The organism is Bradyrhizobium sp. WBAH42 (assembly GCF_024585265.1).
Taxonomy (GTDB): domain Bacteria; phylum Pseudomonadota; class Alphaproteobacteria; order Rhizobiales; family Xanthobacteraceae; genus Bradyrhizobium.
Genome location: NZ_CP036533.1, coordinates 7,870,957 through 7,887,680 on the forward strand (window position 1 = coordinate 7,870,957; position 16,724 = coordinate 7,887,680).

A 16,724-nucleotide genomic window follows, 5' to 3' on the forward strand; every position below is an offset into this window, starting at 1 on the left:
ACGCCGACCTTGCCTAGTTCAATTGCGCGTATTGCTGGAGCTCGCACGCTTCGAGAATGACCGATAGCCTGGAGTCCTTGTACGCATCGTCGTCGAAGAAGACTGAATAGAAGAGTTGCTTCTTCTCGGGGACGGTTTGTGCCTCTCTCAGACAAAGGAAATACGCGCCCGGCCCGTGATCGGCCTTTCGTATCGCTGAAATTTCGACAGGAAGCGTCAGTTTCGCCTCCTTGACCAAGCTATCGATCCCCTTCCGTACGGCTTCCTGGCTAGGCGGATGCGCGGGTTGGAGGACGGGAATGGGAACGGAATTGCCGGCGAAAACCGAACAACCGGACAGCAGCACGCACAACAAGAAAACGTAACGCATCACTTCACCCCAGAAGCGGACGCAGGGCGATCCTGTTGCGTCTTGAACGCGTCCGGCAACGCACGCGCCAGGCCTTTCTGGTCGGCAGGCAGGCCGCGACGACGTGCCGTTTCCTGCAGCACTGAAGTTGCCTCCATGTGGATGCGATAGAGCGCCGGGTTTTGTTTGACACCGGCAGTCGCGAAGGCCGGATCGAATGCGATCTGCTCGCACTGTGAAACTGACGTGGAGGTGAAGGCTCGGCACGTCAGCGGCCTGACCTCGTAGACCGAACATCGGTCGTCCTCGCCCAGCAACGGACATCGTCGTCGAAGCCGTTTTGGATCCTCCACCACCGCAGCAGCGGCGGCGGCTTCATCGAGACGCGTCACCAGCGCGGTTCGCTCGACCGGCGAAAAAGTCACCTCTATATGGGCGGCGATCGCCTCGGCAATACCCGGGGGCACGGCGACGAAGAGGTAACAACAGGCGGCGCAGGCGCTCTTGCAAGCGTAGACAGGTTGATTGGGAAAATTGTCCCGGAAGCTTGCCGACGCCGCGTCGGCCATGGCCATCGCAGAACGCGCCGCACGCGCCATGGTCTCCGCCCCCTGCAAGTTTTCGAGCAGAACTGCCCCAAAACGGCTGAAAATCCCCTCATAGCGCTTCGCCAGGCTCCTGGTTAGAGCGCCGACCTCCGCAATATCGGCGGCGACGCTCGCCTCAGCGGCGGTTGTGTCCATGATGAGAGGATCGTTCATCGGAGATTTTCTGTCCGCACCTTGAGTTGCTGCCGAGACATGAAGCGTTCGCGCAGACGCATGATCGACCGCTCGAATCCGTCGACGTAGGTAAATGCGACGGGAACGATCAGCAGAGAGAGCGCCGTTGACGTCAGCAGGCCGCCGATCACGCTTATCGCCATCGGCTGACGGAAAGTGGCATCTGCCCCGAATCCCATTGCGATCGGCAGCATGCCTGCGATCATCGCGATCGTCGTCATGACAACGGGACGAGCACGCTTGCTGCAAGCATCGACCAGGGCGTCATGCATGGAAAGGCCGCGTTCTCGCATTCCGACGACCGCATATTCCACGAGCAGGATGGAATTCTTGGCCACGATCCCCATCAGCATGACGAACCCGATCATGACCGGTAGATCGAGTTCGCTGCGAGCGACGAGCAGGGCGACGAAAGCACCGCCGACAGAGAGCGGGAGCGCGGACAGGATGGTGACCGGCTGTAGAAAATCCTTGAACAGCAGCACGAGCACGCAGAACATGGACAGCACGCCGGCGACGAGCGCCATGCCGAAGCCGGCCGCGAGCTCTCCTGCAAGCTCGGAATCTCCGGTGCGGATGAGTTTCACGGCCGACGGCATGTTCTGAATCGCGGGGAGGGCCATGGCTGTCGCCTGGGCTGTTCCGAGCGCCATTCCGCCGAGGTCGGCATCGACCGTTACGTAGCGGCGGCGATCATAGCGGTCGATTTGGGACGGGCCGCTTTCCACCGCAATCGCCGCAACGCTCGACAATGGAACCGGACCATTCCGTCCGCTCACGCGCATGTTGGCCAGCGTGTCCATGTTTTGTCGAGCCGCGTCCGAGACGCGTACCCGGATATACACTTGCCGGCTATCGAGGTTGAGGCGTGCGACCTGCGCGTCGAAGTCTCCACTGGTAGCTATTCGAACGACATCGCCGATCGAGGCAGTGGTGACCCCTCGCTCCGCCGCCTGTTGCGGATCTGGGCGAACGACGATCTCGGGACGCTCTAGGCTTGCCGTCGACTTGATATTGGTGAAGCGTCCGGCACCCCGCAGCTCTTGCTCGAGGGTCTGAGCACTCGCTCTGAGTGCCTGCACGTTGTCACTCGAGAGAATGAACTGGATTTTCTCGCCGAGGCCGCCACTGCCGATTGCAAATCGTGCACCGGGGATCGTGGGAAGCCTTGTACGGACCCGGTTTTCGATCGTGACTTGGCGTTCACGTTGACCACGGGGAGCCAACATGAGCACCAGGGCTCCTCTGCGGACTTCGCCGGCTTGCTGTGCTCCAGGTCCGATTGTCTGCGAATCGCCCACGGTGGTGAACACGTTCTCGATTCCAGGCACGTCCTTCAGAGCGGCGCGCGTATCTTCGGCAACTCTCAGCGTGCTCTGCAGCGAGCTACCAGGCGGAAGCTCGATACTCACCGTCGTGTAGCCGCGATCGGAGGCGGGAATCAGTCCCGTGGGGATGAGCGGTATGAGGGCGACCGAAGCGAAGAAGAATAGTAGCGCTCCGAGCGCCGTTGTCTTCCGGTGTCTCAGGCACCAGCGGACCGCCGAGAGATACGTTGTGGTCAGGACGCCGTCCTCATGCTCCGCTGACGGTTTCGATTTGAGCAAATAGGCGGCCATCATTGGCGTGAGCAGGCGGGCCACGACCAATGAAGCCAGTACAGCGATGACCGCTGTCCACCCGAACTGCTTGAACAGCATGCCCGAAATACCGCTCATGAGTGCGGTGGGCAGAAAGACGACGACCAACGTCATCGTGGTTGCGACAACCGCAAGCCCGATCTCCGTCACGGCCTCGCTCGCCGCCTGAAGGATCGGCTTGCCCATCGCGCGATGCCGCTCGATATTCTCGATCTCGACGATCGCATCGTCTACCAGGATGCCGACGATCACCGCCAGCGCGAGAAGCGTCACCGTATTGAGGGAGTATTCGAGCCAGGCCATCGCAGCGAAGGCGGGAAGAACCGACAGCGGAAGGGCAGCGGCGGCAATCAGGGTTGCTCGCCAGTCGCGCAAGAACCACCAGACCACGAGAACCGCCAGCAGTGCGCCCTCGTAGAGCATGTGCATCGAGCCGGCGTATTGCTCAAGGGTATAGTCGATGGATCCCGAGACTTGCTTGATCTTCAGCGTCGGGTCCGCCTTCTCGAGCCGCTCCATTTCTCGTCGAACAGTGGCGGCGATCTTCGTTTCATCGAAGCCTTTGGCGCGGTATATCCTGAATCCGACGACGGATTTTCCGTCGAGCAAAGCGAGCTGCGTGCGATCGGCGATGGTGTCCTGGACGGTTGCCACCTGGTCCAGGCGTGCCTTGGGTAAGCCCGAGAGCGCAATCGGGAGGGCAGCCAGATCCGACGCTTGGCGCACGATTGCGGTGGTGCGGACGGCCTGTTCGTTTTGCTCCAATTGGGCTCGGCCGCCGGATGATTGCTGCTGAACCTGGCGCAACGTGCGCGAAACATCCGCTGCGGTGATGCCGAGAGCGGCGAGGCGCACCGGATCGACCTCCACGCGCACTTCGCGCTGTACGCCGCCGACGCGTTCGAAGCGGCCGACGCCGGGGACTCCCAGAACAGCCTTGGCGATGGTGTCGTCAACAAACCACGACAGCGCCTCTTCGTCCAATCGGGTTGACGATATCGCATAGATGAGCAGAGCATTTCCGCCGGCCCGTTGTGCGCTGACAGTCGGCGGCTGAACGTCTACCGGCAACTCTGAACGCACGCGGTCAACCGCATCCTTGGTCTCGATCAGAGCCTCCGAAAGACCCTTCTCGAGCACGAATTCGACCCCGATCGATACGCGGCCGTCCGTCACCGAAGTTCGCAGATGCCTGAGGCCGCTGAGCGTCGCGAGCGAATCTTCGACCTTGCGCGCAACCTCCGTCTCGAGCTGGGACGGCGCCGCTCCCGGTTGAGTCAAGGTGACATTGACGACCGGCAGGTCCAGATCGGGAAAACTCTGGATCGACAGCGCCCTAAAACCCCAGAGCCCGGCGATTGCGAGAACCGCAAACAGCATGATGGACGGTATGGGGTTGCGGATCGACCATGTCGCGAGATTCATCGACCGGCACCCTCGGCAGTGAAGGCTGCGTCGGCTTCGGTTGCCGTTGCCAACCGCACAATGTCTCCGTCATTCAGGAAGCCAGCACCTTGAACGATGACGTGATCACCGAGATCAATACCGGCAATAATCTCGACGCTGCTGTCTTGCCGGCGGCCGATGGTGACGGCCTTGAGCGCCACTCGTGGCCTGGGTTCATCTCCTGCGATCTTCAGCACATAGCTTCGACCATCGCGGATGACGACACTTTCGGCCGGAATGACGTGAGCCGGGCTTTCGCCGAGAATAATCTTACCGTTGACATACATGCCGGCTCGCGCCCGGCTCCCGGGCTCGATATCGGCGTAGATGATGCCGAGACGTGATTGCGGATCCAGAGAGGGCGCGGTCTGACGGACCTGCGCAACAGCGGTGCTGCCATCCGCCAGTGCCAAGACAATGCGTTGACCGGGCAGGATCTTCGTAAGCTGAGCAGCGGTGAGTTCACCCCGCCATTCAAGACGGTTCTGCCTGATCAAGCGAAACAATTCCTGCCCGACGGGGACGACGGCGCCGAGCGTCGCCGTGCGTGAGCTGATGACGCCGTCGTCGGGAGCAACGACCTCGGCATATTTCAGCTGCAGTTGCTTGGAGGCGAGAAGCGCCTCCGCGGCTCTCGCGTCGGTTTCCTGCTGCAAGGCGTCTTTGTCACTGACGAAACCGCGGCTCTTCAAGCTCAACGCGCGCTGCCGGTTGGCTTCAGCCACGTCGTATCGAGCCTTCAACTGGGCTTCATCTGCGCGCAGGAGATCCGGATCGAACCGCGCGAGCACTTGGCCCTTCTTGACCTGGTCGCCGACGTTGACCAGGACGTCGGACAACTGATAGCCGCCGATCTGCGCTCCCACGCTCGCTTCCTGCCAGGCTGCGATCGTTCCGGAAGCGTCTATTGCCGTCTGCCACATCAACTCACGGGCAGCGATGCTCGTGGCAGTCAATGCCGGCGCATTTTGAACCGGAACGGCAGCCATCGATGCGCGGCGGTTTATGATCGCAATCGTGACGACCGTGACGGAAAGTGCCGCAATCATTCCCACGGTAACTTTCGCATAGAATGCGACCTGGCGTTGACGCGGAGTGCCGGCGCCTTCGGCAGAAGGTGCGACCGCGGGCATGGTCACGGAATCGGACGCAGCTGTCCTCCGGTTCGGCTGAGACAAGGGGAGGTTCTCCAATACTAGATTGTTTGATCTAATATATCGTGCAGCTTGCCCATGTCAATGTAAGCTCTCCCCTGAGCAGGGCTTCTCGTCGGCACCAAAGGTGAGCGCGCTCGACATCAGCCAAGCACCGCGAAATACCGCTCCCAGGGGGCTTGCTTCTGAAGCCGGGTCGATGTCGCGTCGAGGGCGACAGACCCGGGATCGCTCGGACGAGCAGCTCTAAAGTCCGTGCCGAATGCGACCACAAGACGCATTAGCTTTGCGTCCGCGACCGGTCGCTCACGAGGGGGCCGGCGGGAAGGTGCACTCACCTCATCTCGCGCGATAAATCCGTGTTTCTCCTTCCCGGAGTGTGATGAAAGAAGTCGGGTCTACGCCGGCTGCTTCAACTGCGGCCGCCAGGTCCTGTAGCGGCCGTTCAATCGCTTCGTGAGACATTTGGAAAGTACCATGGTGCATCCCGATACTCTGCTTGGCGCCGAGATCTTGATGTGCCTGGACAGCTTCCGCAGGATTCATGTGCATCGGACGCATGAACCAGCGCGGTTCATACGCGCCGATCCCGAGCAATGCGATGTCGGGCGATCCAAGTCGCCGCCTGATCTCGGAGAAGTGGGTGGAATAGCCGCTATCCCCGCCGAAATAGACCCGCCGATCACCCTCCTGAATCAGGTAGCTGCCCCAGAGGCTTTTTTGGCGGTCGCGGAGCCCGCGCGCCGAGAAATGTTGTGTCGGCGCAAAAGTCACTTTGCAGCCAGGCTTGACCTCAAAGTTCTCCCACCAGTCGAATTCGTGCACGCGGGTAAACCCAATCGAGCGGACCAGTTCTCGGTCGCCCGCAGCCACCAGCACGATCGGCGAGAACTTCTGCTGGAGGCAACGCAGCGTGTCCAAGTCCAGGTGATCGTAGTGATTGTGGCTGATCAGAATGACGTCGATGCGCGGCAATTCATCGATAGGGACGCCGGGCTCTCTGACTCGTTTTGGACCGAGCCATCGGATCGGGCTTGCACGCAATGACCAAATTGGATCGGTCAGAATGTTCAAGCCTCTATGCTGAATCAAAAACGTGGCATGGTTCACGAAGGTGATGGCAACGTCGTTGATTCCGCACATGGCGCGTAGTCTGGGCACTGCCGCATTCTTTACGACGGCTGGCCAGCGGCTCCTCTTCTCGAAGATCATGCCCAGCGCGCTCGATACCGTGGGAGCGAACCCTCTCGGAAGGGTGGGATTATGGAAGCGTTGCCCGTCGAAGTGATCCGAGATTGGCCAGGTTGTCGGCGTCCGAGCCGTGCGGCTCGGATCCTGCAATACCTCGTCCGGTAATGTGTGCGCCGTCTCGTTGCCACCCAGCGCAGCTGCCGATTGTCCGTAACGCGGGCCGTTTGCGATGGAGCTCAATGGCTCCTCCTGTTCGATCTCATGTGTTTCTATCTTTGAGCGGTGTGTGAGTATTGTGTGAGACGTGCCTGAAGCGTCGTGAACCCCAGCCTTGCCGAGAGAGACACCGGGATGTAGATCTTTTGTGCATCGACGAACCCAAAGGTCATTTCGGTCTCGCCGAGCGATCTGTTGGGCGTTCCCGCGTGTGGACCGTTCCCATTCCGTATTTCGCCCGCAATGGGTGTTATTCGCAGCTCGCATGCGGTCAGTGGGCCCGTGAACGGACCGCGAGTTGCGATCTGCGTCTCTTTTCTCTTCAGAGCAATATCGAAACGCCGTACGCCATCAAAGACTGGCACAGTACGATCGCAGGCTCCGATCTCACTCTTTCCATCGGCCTTGACCGCCGATGCCAACAATCCACTGAGCGGATCGATAATGTTCTTCAGATGCTCCGGCTCGATCGGAGCCCGCCGCGACGCCTGATCCAGGGGTGGGTCGACCGTCAGCTTATCGACCGCGCCTCCAGACATAACCAACGCAACCTTTTGAACCCGCTGGCTGCCCCGATGGTCGAGATCGAATTTCGTAGGTGTAAGAATGCCATTCTTGTAGGTGCCGCTCGTTACGGCCTCTCCGGTCGCGGAACTCATCAGTCTTGCAGCGCCGGAGGTCCGGTAATTTGTCCGCACGGTGTAGGCGCTGCCGCGTACAGCGAAGATAACGTCGGCGTGCACGATCGTGAGGCCGGCGAGGGTGACCTCATACTTGGCGCGGATATCGCTATCTGCCGCACGTGAGGGCAGGCTGGAGGGAAGCAGGAGCAGGAACGCCCCGTACGCCGTTGCGGAAGCCCGGATTGCTGCGACGATCTTGCTCCGAGACAGGCGGCATCTTCGGGCGTGTCGCCGGGTCGCCTCAGGATCCGAAATGACCATCGTCCCTCATTCAGAATTGCAATTATAGAATATTTAGTCTATTAAAATTATGGTCACATCGTGGCGAAATGTATATGATAGATGAAATGCTCTAACTAAGTGGCGTGGCAATGAGAAAGCTCGATCCGGTCAAACACGAAGAAAAGCGGCAGCAGATCCTGCAAGCCGCATCCCGGTGCTTTATGCGTGATGGCTTCCGGGGCGCGAGTACGTCCAGCATATGCGCCGAGGCCAAAATCAGTCCCGGCCATCTCTATCACTACTTTTCGAGCAAAGAGGCCATTGTCAGTGCGATGGCCGAGTCCCGCTTGGCGCAAGCTGCCGCGCACCTTGGCGCGACGACCCCCGGGCCGGACGTAGTCACAGCGTTCTTGGGAGCGATTGAGTCTGGAATCGGCGTCCGCGATCCCTCAGCGAATGCCTTGATGCTGGATTTGCTTGCTGAATCTGCGCGCAACCCGGTAGTTGGCGGGATATTGCGCGAAAATCACCGCGAGATGCGGATGTTGCTGGCAAGCCTCTTGCGTAAAGGCCAGGAGCGCGGCCAGATTGATCTCAAGCTTGATCCAGATGTAGCCACGTCGATCCTTTTCAGTTTTGTCGACGGCGCGAAAGCGATGATGATCCGCGATCCTGATCTGGACCAGGCAAAGAGCATTGAGATGCTGAAGATCGCTATATCTCGCTTCCTGCGTGCTCCGGATGTCGCGAATTCGGACGCGTCAGCCACCGATGGCCCCGGCGCAGCCGCGAACGGCATGAGGGCGCGCCCGATCTCGCCGAGGCCGGTAAGATCTTGAGTTATGACCGGCCGTCTCCGACGTCGGTAGTGTTGATCTCATGCGACGTCACGCTGGCTGCCTTCTCTTCGGAGCACTGAGCCAGACAGAGAGTACCCAGACCATTGAGTAGACTAGCTCTCCTGAGAGTCCCGCGGAGATTTCATCATGCCGATTCCTACTGGAGTTGCCGGTGCCAACATTAGACGAGGCGACTTGGTGAAGCTCGTCGACGGCAAGCTCTTTCCCGCTTTATCAAGCGAGGCGCACCTGGGTGTAGCCGCAGAATCGATACTCGAAGGCGCTGAGATGTTTTGCAGCACAGAAAAGCACTGGCGCAACGCACCCAGCAAAGATCGCTCGGAATTCTCGTAAGGGCGCTTATCGGGTAGTAACTGTCTTCAAATTGCCCGTCGGGGTATTCGGCTAAGCTACCCCGCCATTCACTATGCGCTTTATCTGTATTGCGCCCGCAAACTTGGCGCCAAGCTTTGCCCAAATTGCTTCGATTCGGCTACGGTTCCGCGCTGATGAGCCACGTCCCTGGTTGAAACGATAATGGTCAGGCGGAGCGCGATCGTTGCGTGGTCTTCTTCGCGCGAGAAGGATTTGGTCTCTTGTCCTCCGCGGGGGAAGACAGGAGATGCTCAACCATCAGCTTGAATTGGGCCACGACCTTTTTGGTGTCCTGTTTCGGGTCGTGCAGCGAAACCGCCTTGGTCGCATCCACGAGACCGACGATTGCGACAGCCGCGAGCTCGGGATCGAGCTCCGGCCGGATCTCCCCCTGGCTCTGTCCGTGGCGTATCACGTCGGCGAGAAGGCCGCGCATGCTTCGACTGCGCCCATGCAATATCTTGGCCATCTCGGGATTGCGCCTGCTTTCCGCGAGCATTTCGAAGAAGAGCGCGGCTTGCGCGGCCCCCCCGGGCTGCTCTTGGATTTCGGATAGCAGCGCCGATATGACCGAACCGCCGTCAGAGGCGATCTGCTTGAACCGCTCGGAAGCCCCCTCGAGCCGGGCGTCGGCCATCGCCGCGATGATGGCGTCCTTGCTGTCGAAGTAATGGTAGAGGTGGCCAGGGCTGATTTCCGCTTCGGCGCAGATCTGGGCCGTGGAGGCCCCATTCAGGCCGCTCCGGAGGAAACACCGCATAGCGGCTCCCAGGATTTCCTGACGCTTCTTTTCGTGCTTGATCGGGTCGATTTTCCGCATAAGGGCTTCTATAAACTGGACTAATTGCTCCAGCAACCCCCGATTTTTTAGCCCGAAAAATAGATCAAATAATCTAATTGTCATGAAATAGACTGAATGATCGATCTAGTTTAGAATTCTTCTATGGAGGGTTCGACTATGAAGTTGACGCATGCTGCTGGCGGGCCCGGTGGGCAAGAAATCATACTCGTGTCGCCTGGAGATCCTTTGTGGCCTGCGGCTGCGCACTTCGTTCGAGCGAAATACCACGACGTGTACGGCGCTCGCTTGGGCGCGCTCCCGAAGACGCTGGTGTTGCTCGTCGACGACCACGCGATCCGATGTGCTGCTGGAATGCGAGACCAATCGGAACGCTTCTTCTCCGAATTTTATCTCGATGAGCCGGTCGAACGAGCTCTCGGTGCGGTCGCTGGCCGTTTGGTGCTGCGGGAAGAGGTGGTGGAGGTTTCATCTCTCGTCAGCAGCAGCCCGGCCGATTCTCCTCGATTCCTGCGAAGTCTGATCGCATACGGCGGAGAACTTGGATTTAACTGGGCGTTCTTCACGGCGACCGGGCAGTTACAGAAGTTCCTTCGGAGAATGCGACTTCCTCTGATCGAGTTGGCCAATGCGGACCCGAGCCGCGTTCCGATGCCGCAGGAGTGGGGGACGTACTACCAGACCTCTCCAAAAGTGTTTGCGATCGACCGCAGTCAGATGTCGGCCTTCCTGATGCAAACCGGGGCGTCCCAGATGACGGGTGCATGCTAATGGACGATCTCTACCATGCGCTGCGGCTCAACGCCGAAATGAAAGGCGACGTCGCGGCCATAGCCGACGGGAAACAGTCTTTGACCTGGTCCGGTCTGGCAGCTCGGGTCAGTGCAGCGTCGGACTACCTCGGGACCGGTCCAGAGACGATTGGAATATTCGGCGGCAACAGTGTGGACTGGGTAGTTGCTTTCCTCGCGGCGAGCATATCTGGAAAGACGATCGTCCCGATCCCGACCTTCTTTAGCAGGGGGCAAGTCGAGCACGTCGTCAAGGACGCGTCGATTGCCCGCACTATAGTTACATCGGATGATGGTGAGGCGGAGCTCCAATCGGCATTCAGGATGCCCGCGCGGGGGACAAGCTCTTTGGGAAAAGCTCCGCCGCGAAGTGCGGGCCTGATTATCTACACCTCTGGCAGCACGGGAGCTCCCAAGGGCGTTCGCCTCGAGAGCAATCAAGCGCTCTGGTCGGCTTGGAACCTGGCAAACCTAGTCTCGGCCAATCCAGCCGACCGCTATCTATCTGTGCTTCCTTTGCCCATGCTGCTCGAACTGATCTGCGGGGTCATGATTCCGGTCCTGGTCGGCGGAACGGCTTTCTATGACGATGAAATAGCGAGGAGCGTTGCCACTGGTGCGATGGCAAACATTGCGGAGGCAATCGAGCGAGTGCAGCCCACCGCGAGTGTCTTCGTCCCTCAGCTACTGGCGCTGTACGTCTCGCAGCTGGCCGCGCTGCAGAAGAAGGCCCCGGATAGCCTGCGTTTCGTGGCGGTCGGAGGCGCACCGCTCCCATCGGCACTGGCTTCTGCAGCATCCCGCCTAAGCATTCCGATCTGCGAAGGCTACGGACTTTCCGAGTGCTCTTCAGTCGTCGCGATGAATCGGCCTGGTGCCGTGCGCGAAGGAACGGTGGGGCGGCCCTTGCCAGGTCTCGACGTTGTCATAGACGAGGGCGAGATCGTCGTGGCCGGACCATCTGTGATGGATGGTTATTTAGGAGGAAGCGACCAGCCAATTCATTGGCGCACCGGTGACATGGGTCGTATTGACGCCGATGGATTCCTGAAGGTTTACGGACGAAAGGACAATTTGATTGTAACTCCTGCCGGCCGCAATGTGAATCCCGAGTGGATCGAAACGATGTTGATGGATGATCCGCGCATTGGGGCGGGGGCGCTCTGTCAGCTTGATGGTGCAACCGAACAATCCACCCGCTTGGTTGCGCTTCTCGTCCCTTCGCGACGCGGTGAAGAGTGGTTCAAGTCCGCTACTCCTGCGGAAGTCGACGACCTCCTTGTCGAACTCTGCGACGCGGCCCCTGAATATGCCCTCCCTGCTGAAGCCGTCGTCATCTCGCGCGAGCAAGCTAGGGAGCGCGGCCTGTTCACATCCAACGGCAGAGTTCGACGATCCGAAGCGCAGAAAATCCTGCACGAAGCGTTCCAAACCGGAGGAGACCATCGCATGGCGACTTACGAGCGGCTCAATTCGGAAACGGCAGAGGAACTAGGGCGTTTCCTTTCCATCCCTCTCGTCAGGAATGCGCTTGAGAGCGGCGGATCACGTGAACTCTATCTCTCATTCCTCACTCAGGCATATCACCACGTCAAACACACGGCCCGCCTGATGGGATTTGCTGCCGCCCAGACAGATGATGAGGAACTCCAGGACGCTCTTATTGAGTACCTCAACGAGGAGCGCGGTCACGAGAAGTGGATCCTCGAAGATATACGTGCATTGGGAGGCGATCCCGAAGTGGTGGCGAACGGCAAGCCGGGAAGAGCGTGCCAGGTCATGGTCGGTTATGCCTACTATGCCATCCAGTGGATCAGCCCCTATTCGCTGCTTGGAATGGTGCACGTGCTGGAGGGACTGTCCGTGAAGCTTGCCGAGCGGCTTGCGAATGCCGTCCAGCGGTCGCTGGGTTTGGAGGGGGGCGGAGGGTTCTCCTACCTGAGATCTCACGGCGGGCTGGACGTTGGACATGTCGAGTTCTTCAAGAGCCTGGTCAACGGCATCGAAGACGGGGCGACTCAGGACATCGTCATTGACGCTGCGCGCGTAATGTACGGCCTCTACGGCGCGATCTTCGAGGAACTGGCCCTCTCGGTGACCGGAAAAGCCGATGCAGCTTGAAGGCGGGAGCGTCCTGATCACAGGCGCCGGGTCGGGCATTGGCGAGGCGCTTGCCATAGAAGCCTCGCGCCGTCGCATGCGCGTCGCGTTAATGGGGCGCCGAGCCGAAGCTATCGGGGCAACGCTTGCAAAGCTGATAGGCGGTCCTCATCTCGCCCTTCCAGGTGACGTCACGGTGGCGCACGATCGTATGTCCGCTCTTGATTCAATTTCGAGCCATTGGGGCACTCTCATGGTCCTCGTCAACAATGCGGGCCTCGTGCCGGCTGGCCCTCTTGCTGCTGTGACGGATGAGGATTTGAAGACAGCGATCAATACCAACCTGTTCGCGCCAATGGCAATGGTGAGGGATGCGTTGCCGCTGCTCGAGAGATACCGCCCGGGACGCATCGTCAACATAGGCTCTGTCCTGGGAGAAATTCCCTATCCGCTTTTTGCTGCCTATTCCGCGACCAAAGGCGGCCTTCGAGCATTCTCGCAATCCTTGCGCCGCGAACTGACGCCCATCGGGATCGGTGTCACGCACGCTGTGTTGCGGGCGACCCAAACGCCGGCCGCAGATGCTCTTGGACCGCTCCGTGCTCGGTTCAAGATGAGTTTCGATAGTCCCGGCGCTGTTGCAACCAGAGTGTGGGATGCGGTTGAGCGCGATGCCGACTGTGTGTATCCGGCCGGTCCGGAGCGGTTCTTCGAACTCGTGCAGCGAATGGCCCCGCGCCTTGTCGACAGGTCGATTGTCAGACAATTGACGCGCGCTTAGCTGTTTTCGACTTTGCTAAAATCGATGGAAGGAATGTCTATGCTACAGGCACTGCGAGCATTCGCAATGGTGGCGGGCGTTATCGCAGTCGCGACAGTGTCCAAGTATGTTCGAGCCTCAGACAACCGGGCGCTGGACGCCGACATTATCAGCGTTGCTGAAGAATGGGCGAAAATAAAATATCTCAGCGACGATGACAGCGATCGCAGTGCCAAAATGGCGGTGCTCGCCCCCAAGGCTGACGCGCTCGTCAAACGCTATCCAGGAAGGCCTGAGCCGCTCATTTGGGACGGGATCGTTGTCAGCGAACAGGCTTCCCTTAGCTCTGGTTTCACCGCACTCAATTTCGCGGGACGGGCCAGAGATCTCCTCTTGGAGGCCTACAAGATTGACCCTAAAGCGCTTGATGCAGGCGCGTCGACGAGTCTTGGCGTTCTCTACTACCGCGTACCAGGCTTTCCGCTTGCCTGGGGAGACAAGGAAAAGGCGCGACGCTACCTGGAAGAGGCGGTCAAGAATGCTCCAAACGGCCGCGATGCTCATTATTTTTATGCGGACTTCCTCTACGAACAACGTGACTACAAGCGCGCCGAAGAGATGATCAGGATAGGCATGGCTCTGCCAAAGCATCCGGAACGTCCGGTCTGGGATCAGTATTTCCCGATGGTGATGGAGACGTTGCTCGATCGTATAGAGAAGAAGCTCAAGCCTTAACTTGATCGACTTTTGCTGATCGGATCCGGCATGTGGGAGGCTATCGGCCAACAACTCAGATCGCCCAGTGGCTGGCGAGGCCATTTGGCTGGCAAGGTGATGGAGATCGTCAATCGCGAACCCAACGATGTATCGGTTGCCGCTCTTGAAATTGCGTCCGACGCGACCGTGCTTGAGATTGGATGCGGTCCAGGCATGGCTGTGGCACAAATGGCGGCGGCCGCGACCAATGGCCTTGTGATCGGTCTCGATGCATCGTCCGAAATGCTTAGCCAAGCCGCGCGGCGAAACCGATCCGCGATAAAGTCCGGAAGGGTCAAGCTTGCGCTCGGGAACTTTGAAGGCTTGCCATTCGATTCCGGCTCGATCGATGCGGTGCTCGCGGTGAATGTGGCCTATTTTTTCAGCGCGGGCGCAGAACTTCGTGAGGTTCACCGCGTCCTTCGACCGGGTGGCCGACTGGCCATATACGCGACAGATCGAGTGACCATGAGCCGGTGGAAGTTCGTCGGACCACGCACCCATAACCTCGTCGACGAGAACAGCCTGACAGCAGCACTACGGGTCGCTGGATTCGATGCGCAGCAGACGGAGATCCGCAAGCTGGCCTTCCGCTTCAACGTCCGTGGCCTGCTCGCGGTAAGCCAAAAGCCCGTTCAGCCGCTCGCGTGAAGAGGGGATTACCCCGGCTGTCATCAAACCTCATCAGGACCTAGCTGACACTTCACGGAAGCCGGAGAATTAAAAATTGTCTCCGGTTCCTTGCGTCAGCTTGGCCATCCACTTCTTTGCTCTGCCTTGTGTTCAAGGGCCGAGCAAGGTTGGCGCGGGAGCAATCTTGGCGGTCTTATGCATTCATGGTGAGCACGACTTTGCCCGATATCCTTGGCCCGGCTTCAGTTTGTGCGAGCGTCCTCACTGCGTCGTCGAAGGGGGCTTCGATGCCGACCGCCAGCTTTAGCGCACCCTTATTCGCGAGCTCAGCGATAGCCGAAAGGTGCTTGATCCCCATAGTGGCGAATGCGAGCTTGTAGCGACGTGACAACAGTCCGCGCGCCAGCCTGCGAGGTGTCGGATTGATGTCGACGAATACGCCATCGGGTTTGAGCATGGAAAGCCCGTCGCTGACGCTGAGTGTCCCAAGTGTATCGAACACGGCGTCAAAATTTTCACCTCTCACATAAGCATTCTTGTCGGAATAAGCGTATATCGGGTGAACGCCAGCCGCATCCGCTTTCCTCATAGAGGCTGGACTGCTGGTGCCGGCAACGCGCGCGCCATAGGCGATCGCCAGTTGCACTGCAGATGAGCCGACCGCGCCCAAGCAACCGTTCACGAATATACTGGAACCAGCTCGTACCCGAGCTCGGTCGATGATCGCTGCCCAAGCCGTCATGGCCGGGATGGGGAGGCAGGCTGCTTCACTGAAAGTCAGTTGTGGTGACTTCATTGCGACGAGGCTGGACTCCAGGACGACCTTTTCCGCAAAGGCGCCCGATTTCTTGAAGTCCACCGTGCCGAGGACTTCATCTCCGACAGAGACATTGGTGACGTCGCGTCCGACGGCCTCAATGACCCCGGCGAAATCGGTGCCCATCCCTTTTGGAAACGACCTGTTCATGAACAGCTTCATTGCGCCGCGGCGGAGCTTCCAATCAAACGGATTGATTGCCGCGGCGCGAACGACCACGCGCACGTCGTTGGGGCCAAGCTCCGGCAACTTGAAGTCGCCCATATACATCTCTTCCGGGCCGCCATAGCGGTCGTACTGTACTCTTTTCATCTTAACTCTCATTGCTGTGACAGATGTAGTGCCAAACGCCGCGACTCCTGGGTGAAGGAATCTGTTTTCAGATCCGTTTTTCACTTCCGAGGTCGCGGTGCGATGATCGCTTCGACTTGGTTGCGCTTGGTGACCAGCGTCCAAAGCCTCTGGGCGATGTCGTCGGGATCGATAAGTTGATACCCTTCATTGACAAGAACGCCGCCAGCCCTCATCGCGCGAAAGCCGGCGGAATGCTCGATAACCGCGCCGACATTCAGTATGCCGGCAAAGACGCCCTTCGACGCGACTTCGGTATTGAGCGAGAATATGTAGTTACTGGCGGTGGTCATCATCGGGCCAACGCCGCTCAGCCCTCCCTGCATCCGGATCACGGCCGAAAGGCCGCCGACGATGATGATGGCGCCATCGCCTCGCGCCAGCATGCCAGGCAGAACGGCGTGCGACACCTCGATCGGCGAGAAGGCGAAAATGGTGGTCAAAGCCTTCAGCTTCGCTGCATTGAGATCCACGGCCGGCACGAAGCCGAGCTCGCCGGCCGGTTGATAGACGGCGACGTCGATCGACCCGAACCGCTGCTCGATGGTCCGGACGAGCACGGGTATGCCATCAAGATCGGTGAGATCGCCCGGGAACGCCACCGCCTCAATGCCGGCGCGAGCGAGTTCGGCGACCCTCTGTTCGAGAGGATCTGGTCGGCGCGCGACCAGTGCGACGCGATAACCTTCGCGTCCGAACCGTGTTGCGAGCGAGGCGCCTAGCCCGCTACCGGCGCCGAAGACGGCAATCGTCTTCCTCTTATTCTTCGTCGGGCTTAAGACGGCCTCGCCCATCAGGCTCCCCATTGCCACGGTGCTCT

General features: G+C 59.5%; 16 protein-coding genes. 7 read left to right on the forward strand and 9 right to left on the reverse strand.

Features of this window, described 5'->3' with window-relative positions; genetic code table 11:
- Positions 1-13: 13 nt before the first annotated feature.
- From DCG74_RS36920 to DCG74_RS36945, 6 genes are all read right to left on the reverse strand, one after another.
- Complete coding sequence (locus DCG74_RS36920) at positions 14-370, reverse strand: hypothetical protein (RefSeq protein ID WP_172787627.1); 357 nt, start codon at positions 368-370, stop codon at positions 14-16.
- Complete coding sequence (locus DCG74_RS36925) at positions 370-1,110, reverse strand: YkgJ family cysteine cluster protein (protein WP_210268415.1); 741 nt, start codon at positions 1,108-1,110, stop codon at positions 370-372. The genes DCG74_RS36920 and DCG74_RS36925 overlap by 1 nt, the downstream gene beginning before the upstream one ends.
- The gene (locus DCG74_RS36930; RefSeq protein WP_172787628.1) at positions 1,107-4,196 is read right to left on the reverse strand and encodes an efflux RND transporter permease subunit; all 3,090 of its coding nucleotides are present in this window, start codon (positions 4,194-4,196) and stop codon (positions 1,107-1,109) included. Before DCG74_RS36930 ends, DCG74_RS36925 begins: the two co-directional genes overlap by 4 nt.
- The gene (locus DCG74_RS36935) at positions 4,193-5,350 is read right to left on the reverse strand and encodes an efflux RND transporter periplasmic adaptor subunit (protein WP_210268416.1); all 1,158 of its coding nucleotides are present in this window, start codon (positions 5,348-5,350) and stop codon (positions 4,193-4,195) included. The genes DCG74_RS36930 and DCG74_RS36935 overlap by 4 nt, the downstream gene beginning before the upstream one ends.
- A 360-nt stretch (positions 5,351-5,710) precedes the next feature.
- Positions 5,711-6,802 (reverse strand): MBL fold metallo-hydrolase, encoded by a 1,092-nt coding sequence (locus DCG74_RS36940; protein ID WP_210268417.1) that lies wholly within the window; start codon positions 6,800-6,802, stop codon positions 5,711-5,713.
- 29 nt (positions 6,803-6,831) lie between these two features.
- A complete protein-coding gene (locus tag DCG74_RS36945; protein WP_172787629.1) occupies positions 6,832-7,722 on the reverse strand; it encodes a DUF3108 domain-containing protein in 891 nt (296 codons plus the stop codon).
- Positions 7,723-7,832: 110 nt separating this feature from the next.
- Here DCG74_RS36945 and DCG74_RS36950 point away from each other — a divergent pair, with 110 nt between their 5' ends.
- Together DCG74_RS36950 and DCG74_RS36955 are read left to right on the forward strand one after the other, a co-directional pair.
- Positions 7,833-8,522, forward strand: coding sequence for a TetR/AcrR family transcriptional regulator (locus DCG74_RS36950; protein ID WP_172787630.1), 690 nt, complete (start codon positions 7,833-7,835; stop codon positions 8,520-8,522).
- 198 nt (positions 8,523-8,720) lie between these two features.
- Positions 8,721-8,876, forward strand: coding sequence for a hypothetical protein (locus DCG74_RS36955; RefSeq protein ID WP_172787631.1), 156 nt, complete (start codon positions 8,721-8,723; stop codon positions 8,874-8,876).
- A 187-nt stretch (positions 8,877-9,063) separates the two neighbouring features.
- On the opposite strand, the gene DCG74_RS36960 is transcribed toward DCG74_RS36955, so the two are convergent.
- The gene (locus DCG74_RS36960; RefSeq protein WP_172787632.1) at positions 9,064-9,717 is read right to left on the reverse strand and encodes a TetR/AcrR family transcriptional regulator; all 654 of its coding nucleotides are present in this window, start codon (positions 9,715-9,717) and stop codon (positions 9,064-9,066) included.
- Between the two features lie 138 nt (positions 9,718-9,855).
- Between DCG74_RS36960 and DCG74_RS36965 the strand changes: the two genes are divergently transcribed.
- Genes DCG74_RS36965 through DCG74_RS36985 form a run of 5 tightly spaced genes read left to right on the forward strand, consistent with a single transcriptional unit; the run spans position 9,856 to position 14,754 of the window.
- Complete coding sequence (locus DCG74_RS36965) at positions 9,856-10,467, forward strand: thermostable hemolysin (RefSeq protein ID WP_172787633.1); 612 nt, start codon at positions 9,856-9,858, stop codon at positions 10,465-10,467.
- On the forward strand, positions 10,467-12,608 hold the full coding sequence (locus DCG74_RS36970; RefSeq protein ID WP_172787634.1) for an AMP-binding protein: 2,142 nt from the start codon (positions 10,467-10,469) through the stop codon (positions 12,606-12,608). Before DCG74_RS36965 ends, DCG74_RS36970 begins: the two co-directional genes overlap by 1 nt.
- Positions 12,598-13,368 carry an SDR family oxidoreductase gene (locus tag DCG74_RS36975; RefSeq protein WP_172787635.1) on the forward strand — a complete coding sequence of 257 codons (771 nt, stop codon included), beginning with the start codon at positions 12,598-12,600 and terminating at the stop codon, positions 13,366-13,368. Before DCG74_RS36970 ends, DCG74_RS36975 begins: the two co-directional genes overlap by 11 nt.
- Positions 13,369-13,407: 39 nt before the next feature.
- A complete protein-coding gene (locus DCG74_RS36980) occupies positions 13,408-14,082 on the forward strand; it encodes a tetratricopeptide repeat protein (protein ID WP_172787636.1) in 675 nt (224 codons plus the stop codon).
- Between the two features lie 12 nt (positions 14,083-14,094).
- Complete coding sequence (locus tag DCG74_RS36985; RefSeq protein WP_172787637.1) at positions 14,095-14,754, forward strand: class I SAM-dependent methyltransferase; 660 nt, start codon at positions 14,095-14,097, stop codon at positions 14,752-14,754.
- A 175-nt stretch (positions 14,755-14,929) separates the two neighbouring features.
- Here DCG74_RS36985 and DCG74_RS36990 read toward each other — a convergent pair whose 3' ends face one another.
- Positions 14,930-15,865, reverse strand: a complete 936-nt coding sequence (locus tag DCG74_RS36990) for an NADP-dependent oxidoreductase (protein WP_172787638.1) — start codon at positions 15,863-15,865, stop codon at positions 14,930-14,932.
- A gap of 80 nt (positions 15,866-15,945) precedes the next feature.
- A complete protein-coding gene (locus tag DCG74_RS36995; RefSeq protein WP_172787639.1) occupies positions 15,946-16,698 on the reverse strand; it encodes an SDR family oxidoreductase in 753 nt (250 codons plus the stop codon).
- Positions 16,699-16,724 lie beyond the last annotated feature (26 nt).

Excerpts from the sequence above, each read along its gene's own strand:
- DCG74_RS36995 (WP_172787639.1), bottom strand. The coding sequence starts at position 16,698 with ATGGGCGAGGCCGTCTTAAGCCCGACGAAGAATAAGAGGAAGACGATT.
- DCG74_RS36920 (WP_172787627.1), bottom strand. The coding sequence starts at position 370 with ATGCGTTACGTTTTCTTGTTGTGCGTGCTGCTGTCCGGTTGTTCGGTT.
- DCG74_RS36990 (WP_172787638.1), bottom strand. The coding sequence starts at position 15,865 with ATGAAAAGAGTACAGTACGACCGCTATGGCGGCCCGGAAGAGATGTAT.
- DCG74_RS36935 (WP_210268416.1), bottom strand. The coding sequence starts at position 5,350 with ATGCCCGCGGTCGCACCTTCTGCCGAAGGCGCCGGCACTCCGCGTCAA.
- DCG74_RS36960 (WP_172787632.1), bottom strand. The coding sequence starts at position 9,717 with ATGCGGAAAATCGACCCGATCAAGCACGAAAAGAAGCGTCAGGAAATC.
- DCG74_RS36925 (WP_210268415.1), bottom strand. The coding sequence starts at position 1,110 with ATGAACGATCCTCTCATCATGGACACAACCGCCGCTGAGGCGAGCGTC.
- DCG74_RS36970 (WP_172787634.1), top strand. The coding sequence starts at position 10,467 with ATGGACGATCTCTACCATGCGCTGCGGCTCAACGCCGAAATGAAAGGC.
- DCG74_RS36975 (WP_172787635.1), top strand. The coding sequence starts at position 12,598 with ATGCAGCTTGAAGGCGGGAGCGTCCTGATCACAGGCGCCGGGTCGGGC.
- DCG74_RS36930 (WP_172787628.1), bottom strand. The coding sequence starts at position 4,196 with ATGAATCTCGCGACATGGTCGATCCGCAACCCCATACCGTCCATCATG.
- DCG74_RS36945 (WP_172787629.1), bottom strand. The coding sequence starts at position 7,722 with ATGGTCATTTCGGATCCTGAGGCGACCCGGCGACACGCCCGAAGATGC.
- DCG74_RS36980 (WP_172787636.1), top strand. The coding sequence starts at position 13,408 with ATGCTACAGGCACTGCGAGCATTCGCAATGGTGGCGGGCGTTATCGCA.
- DCG74_RS36965 (WP_172787633.1), top strand. The coding sequence starts at position 9,856 with ATGAAGTTGACGCATGCTGCTGGCGGGCCCGGTGGGCAAGAAATCATA.
- DCG74_RS36950 (WP_172787630.1), top strand. The coding sequence starts at position 7,833 with ATGAGAAAGCTCGATCCGGTCAAACACGAAGAAAAGCGGCAGCAGATC.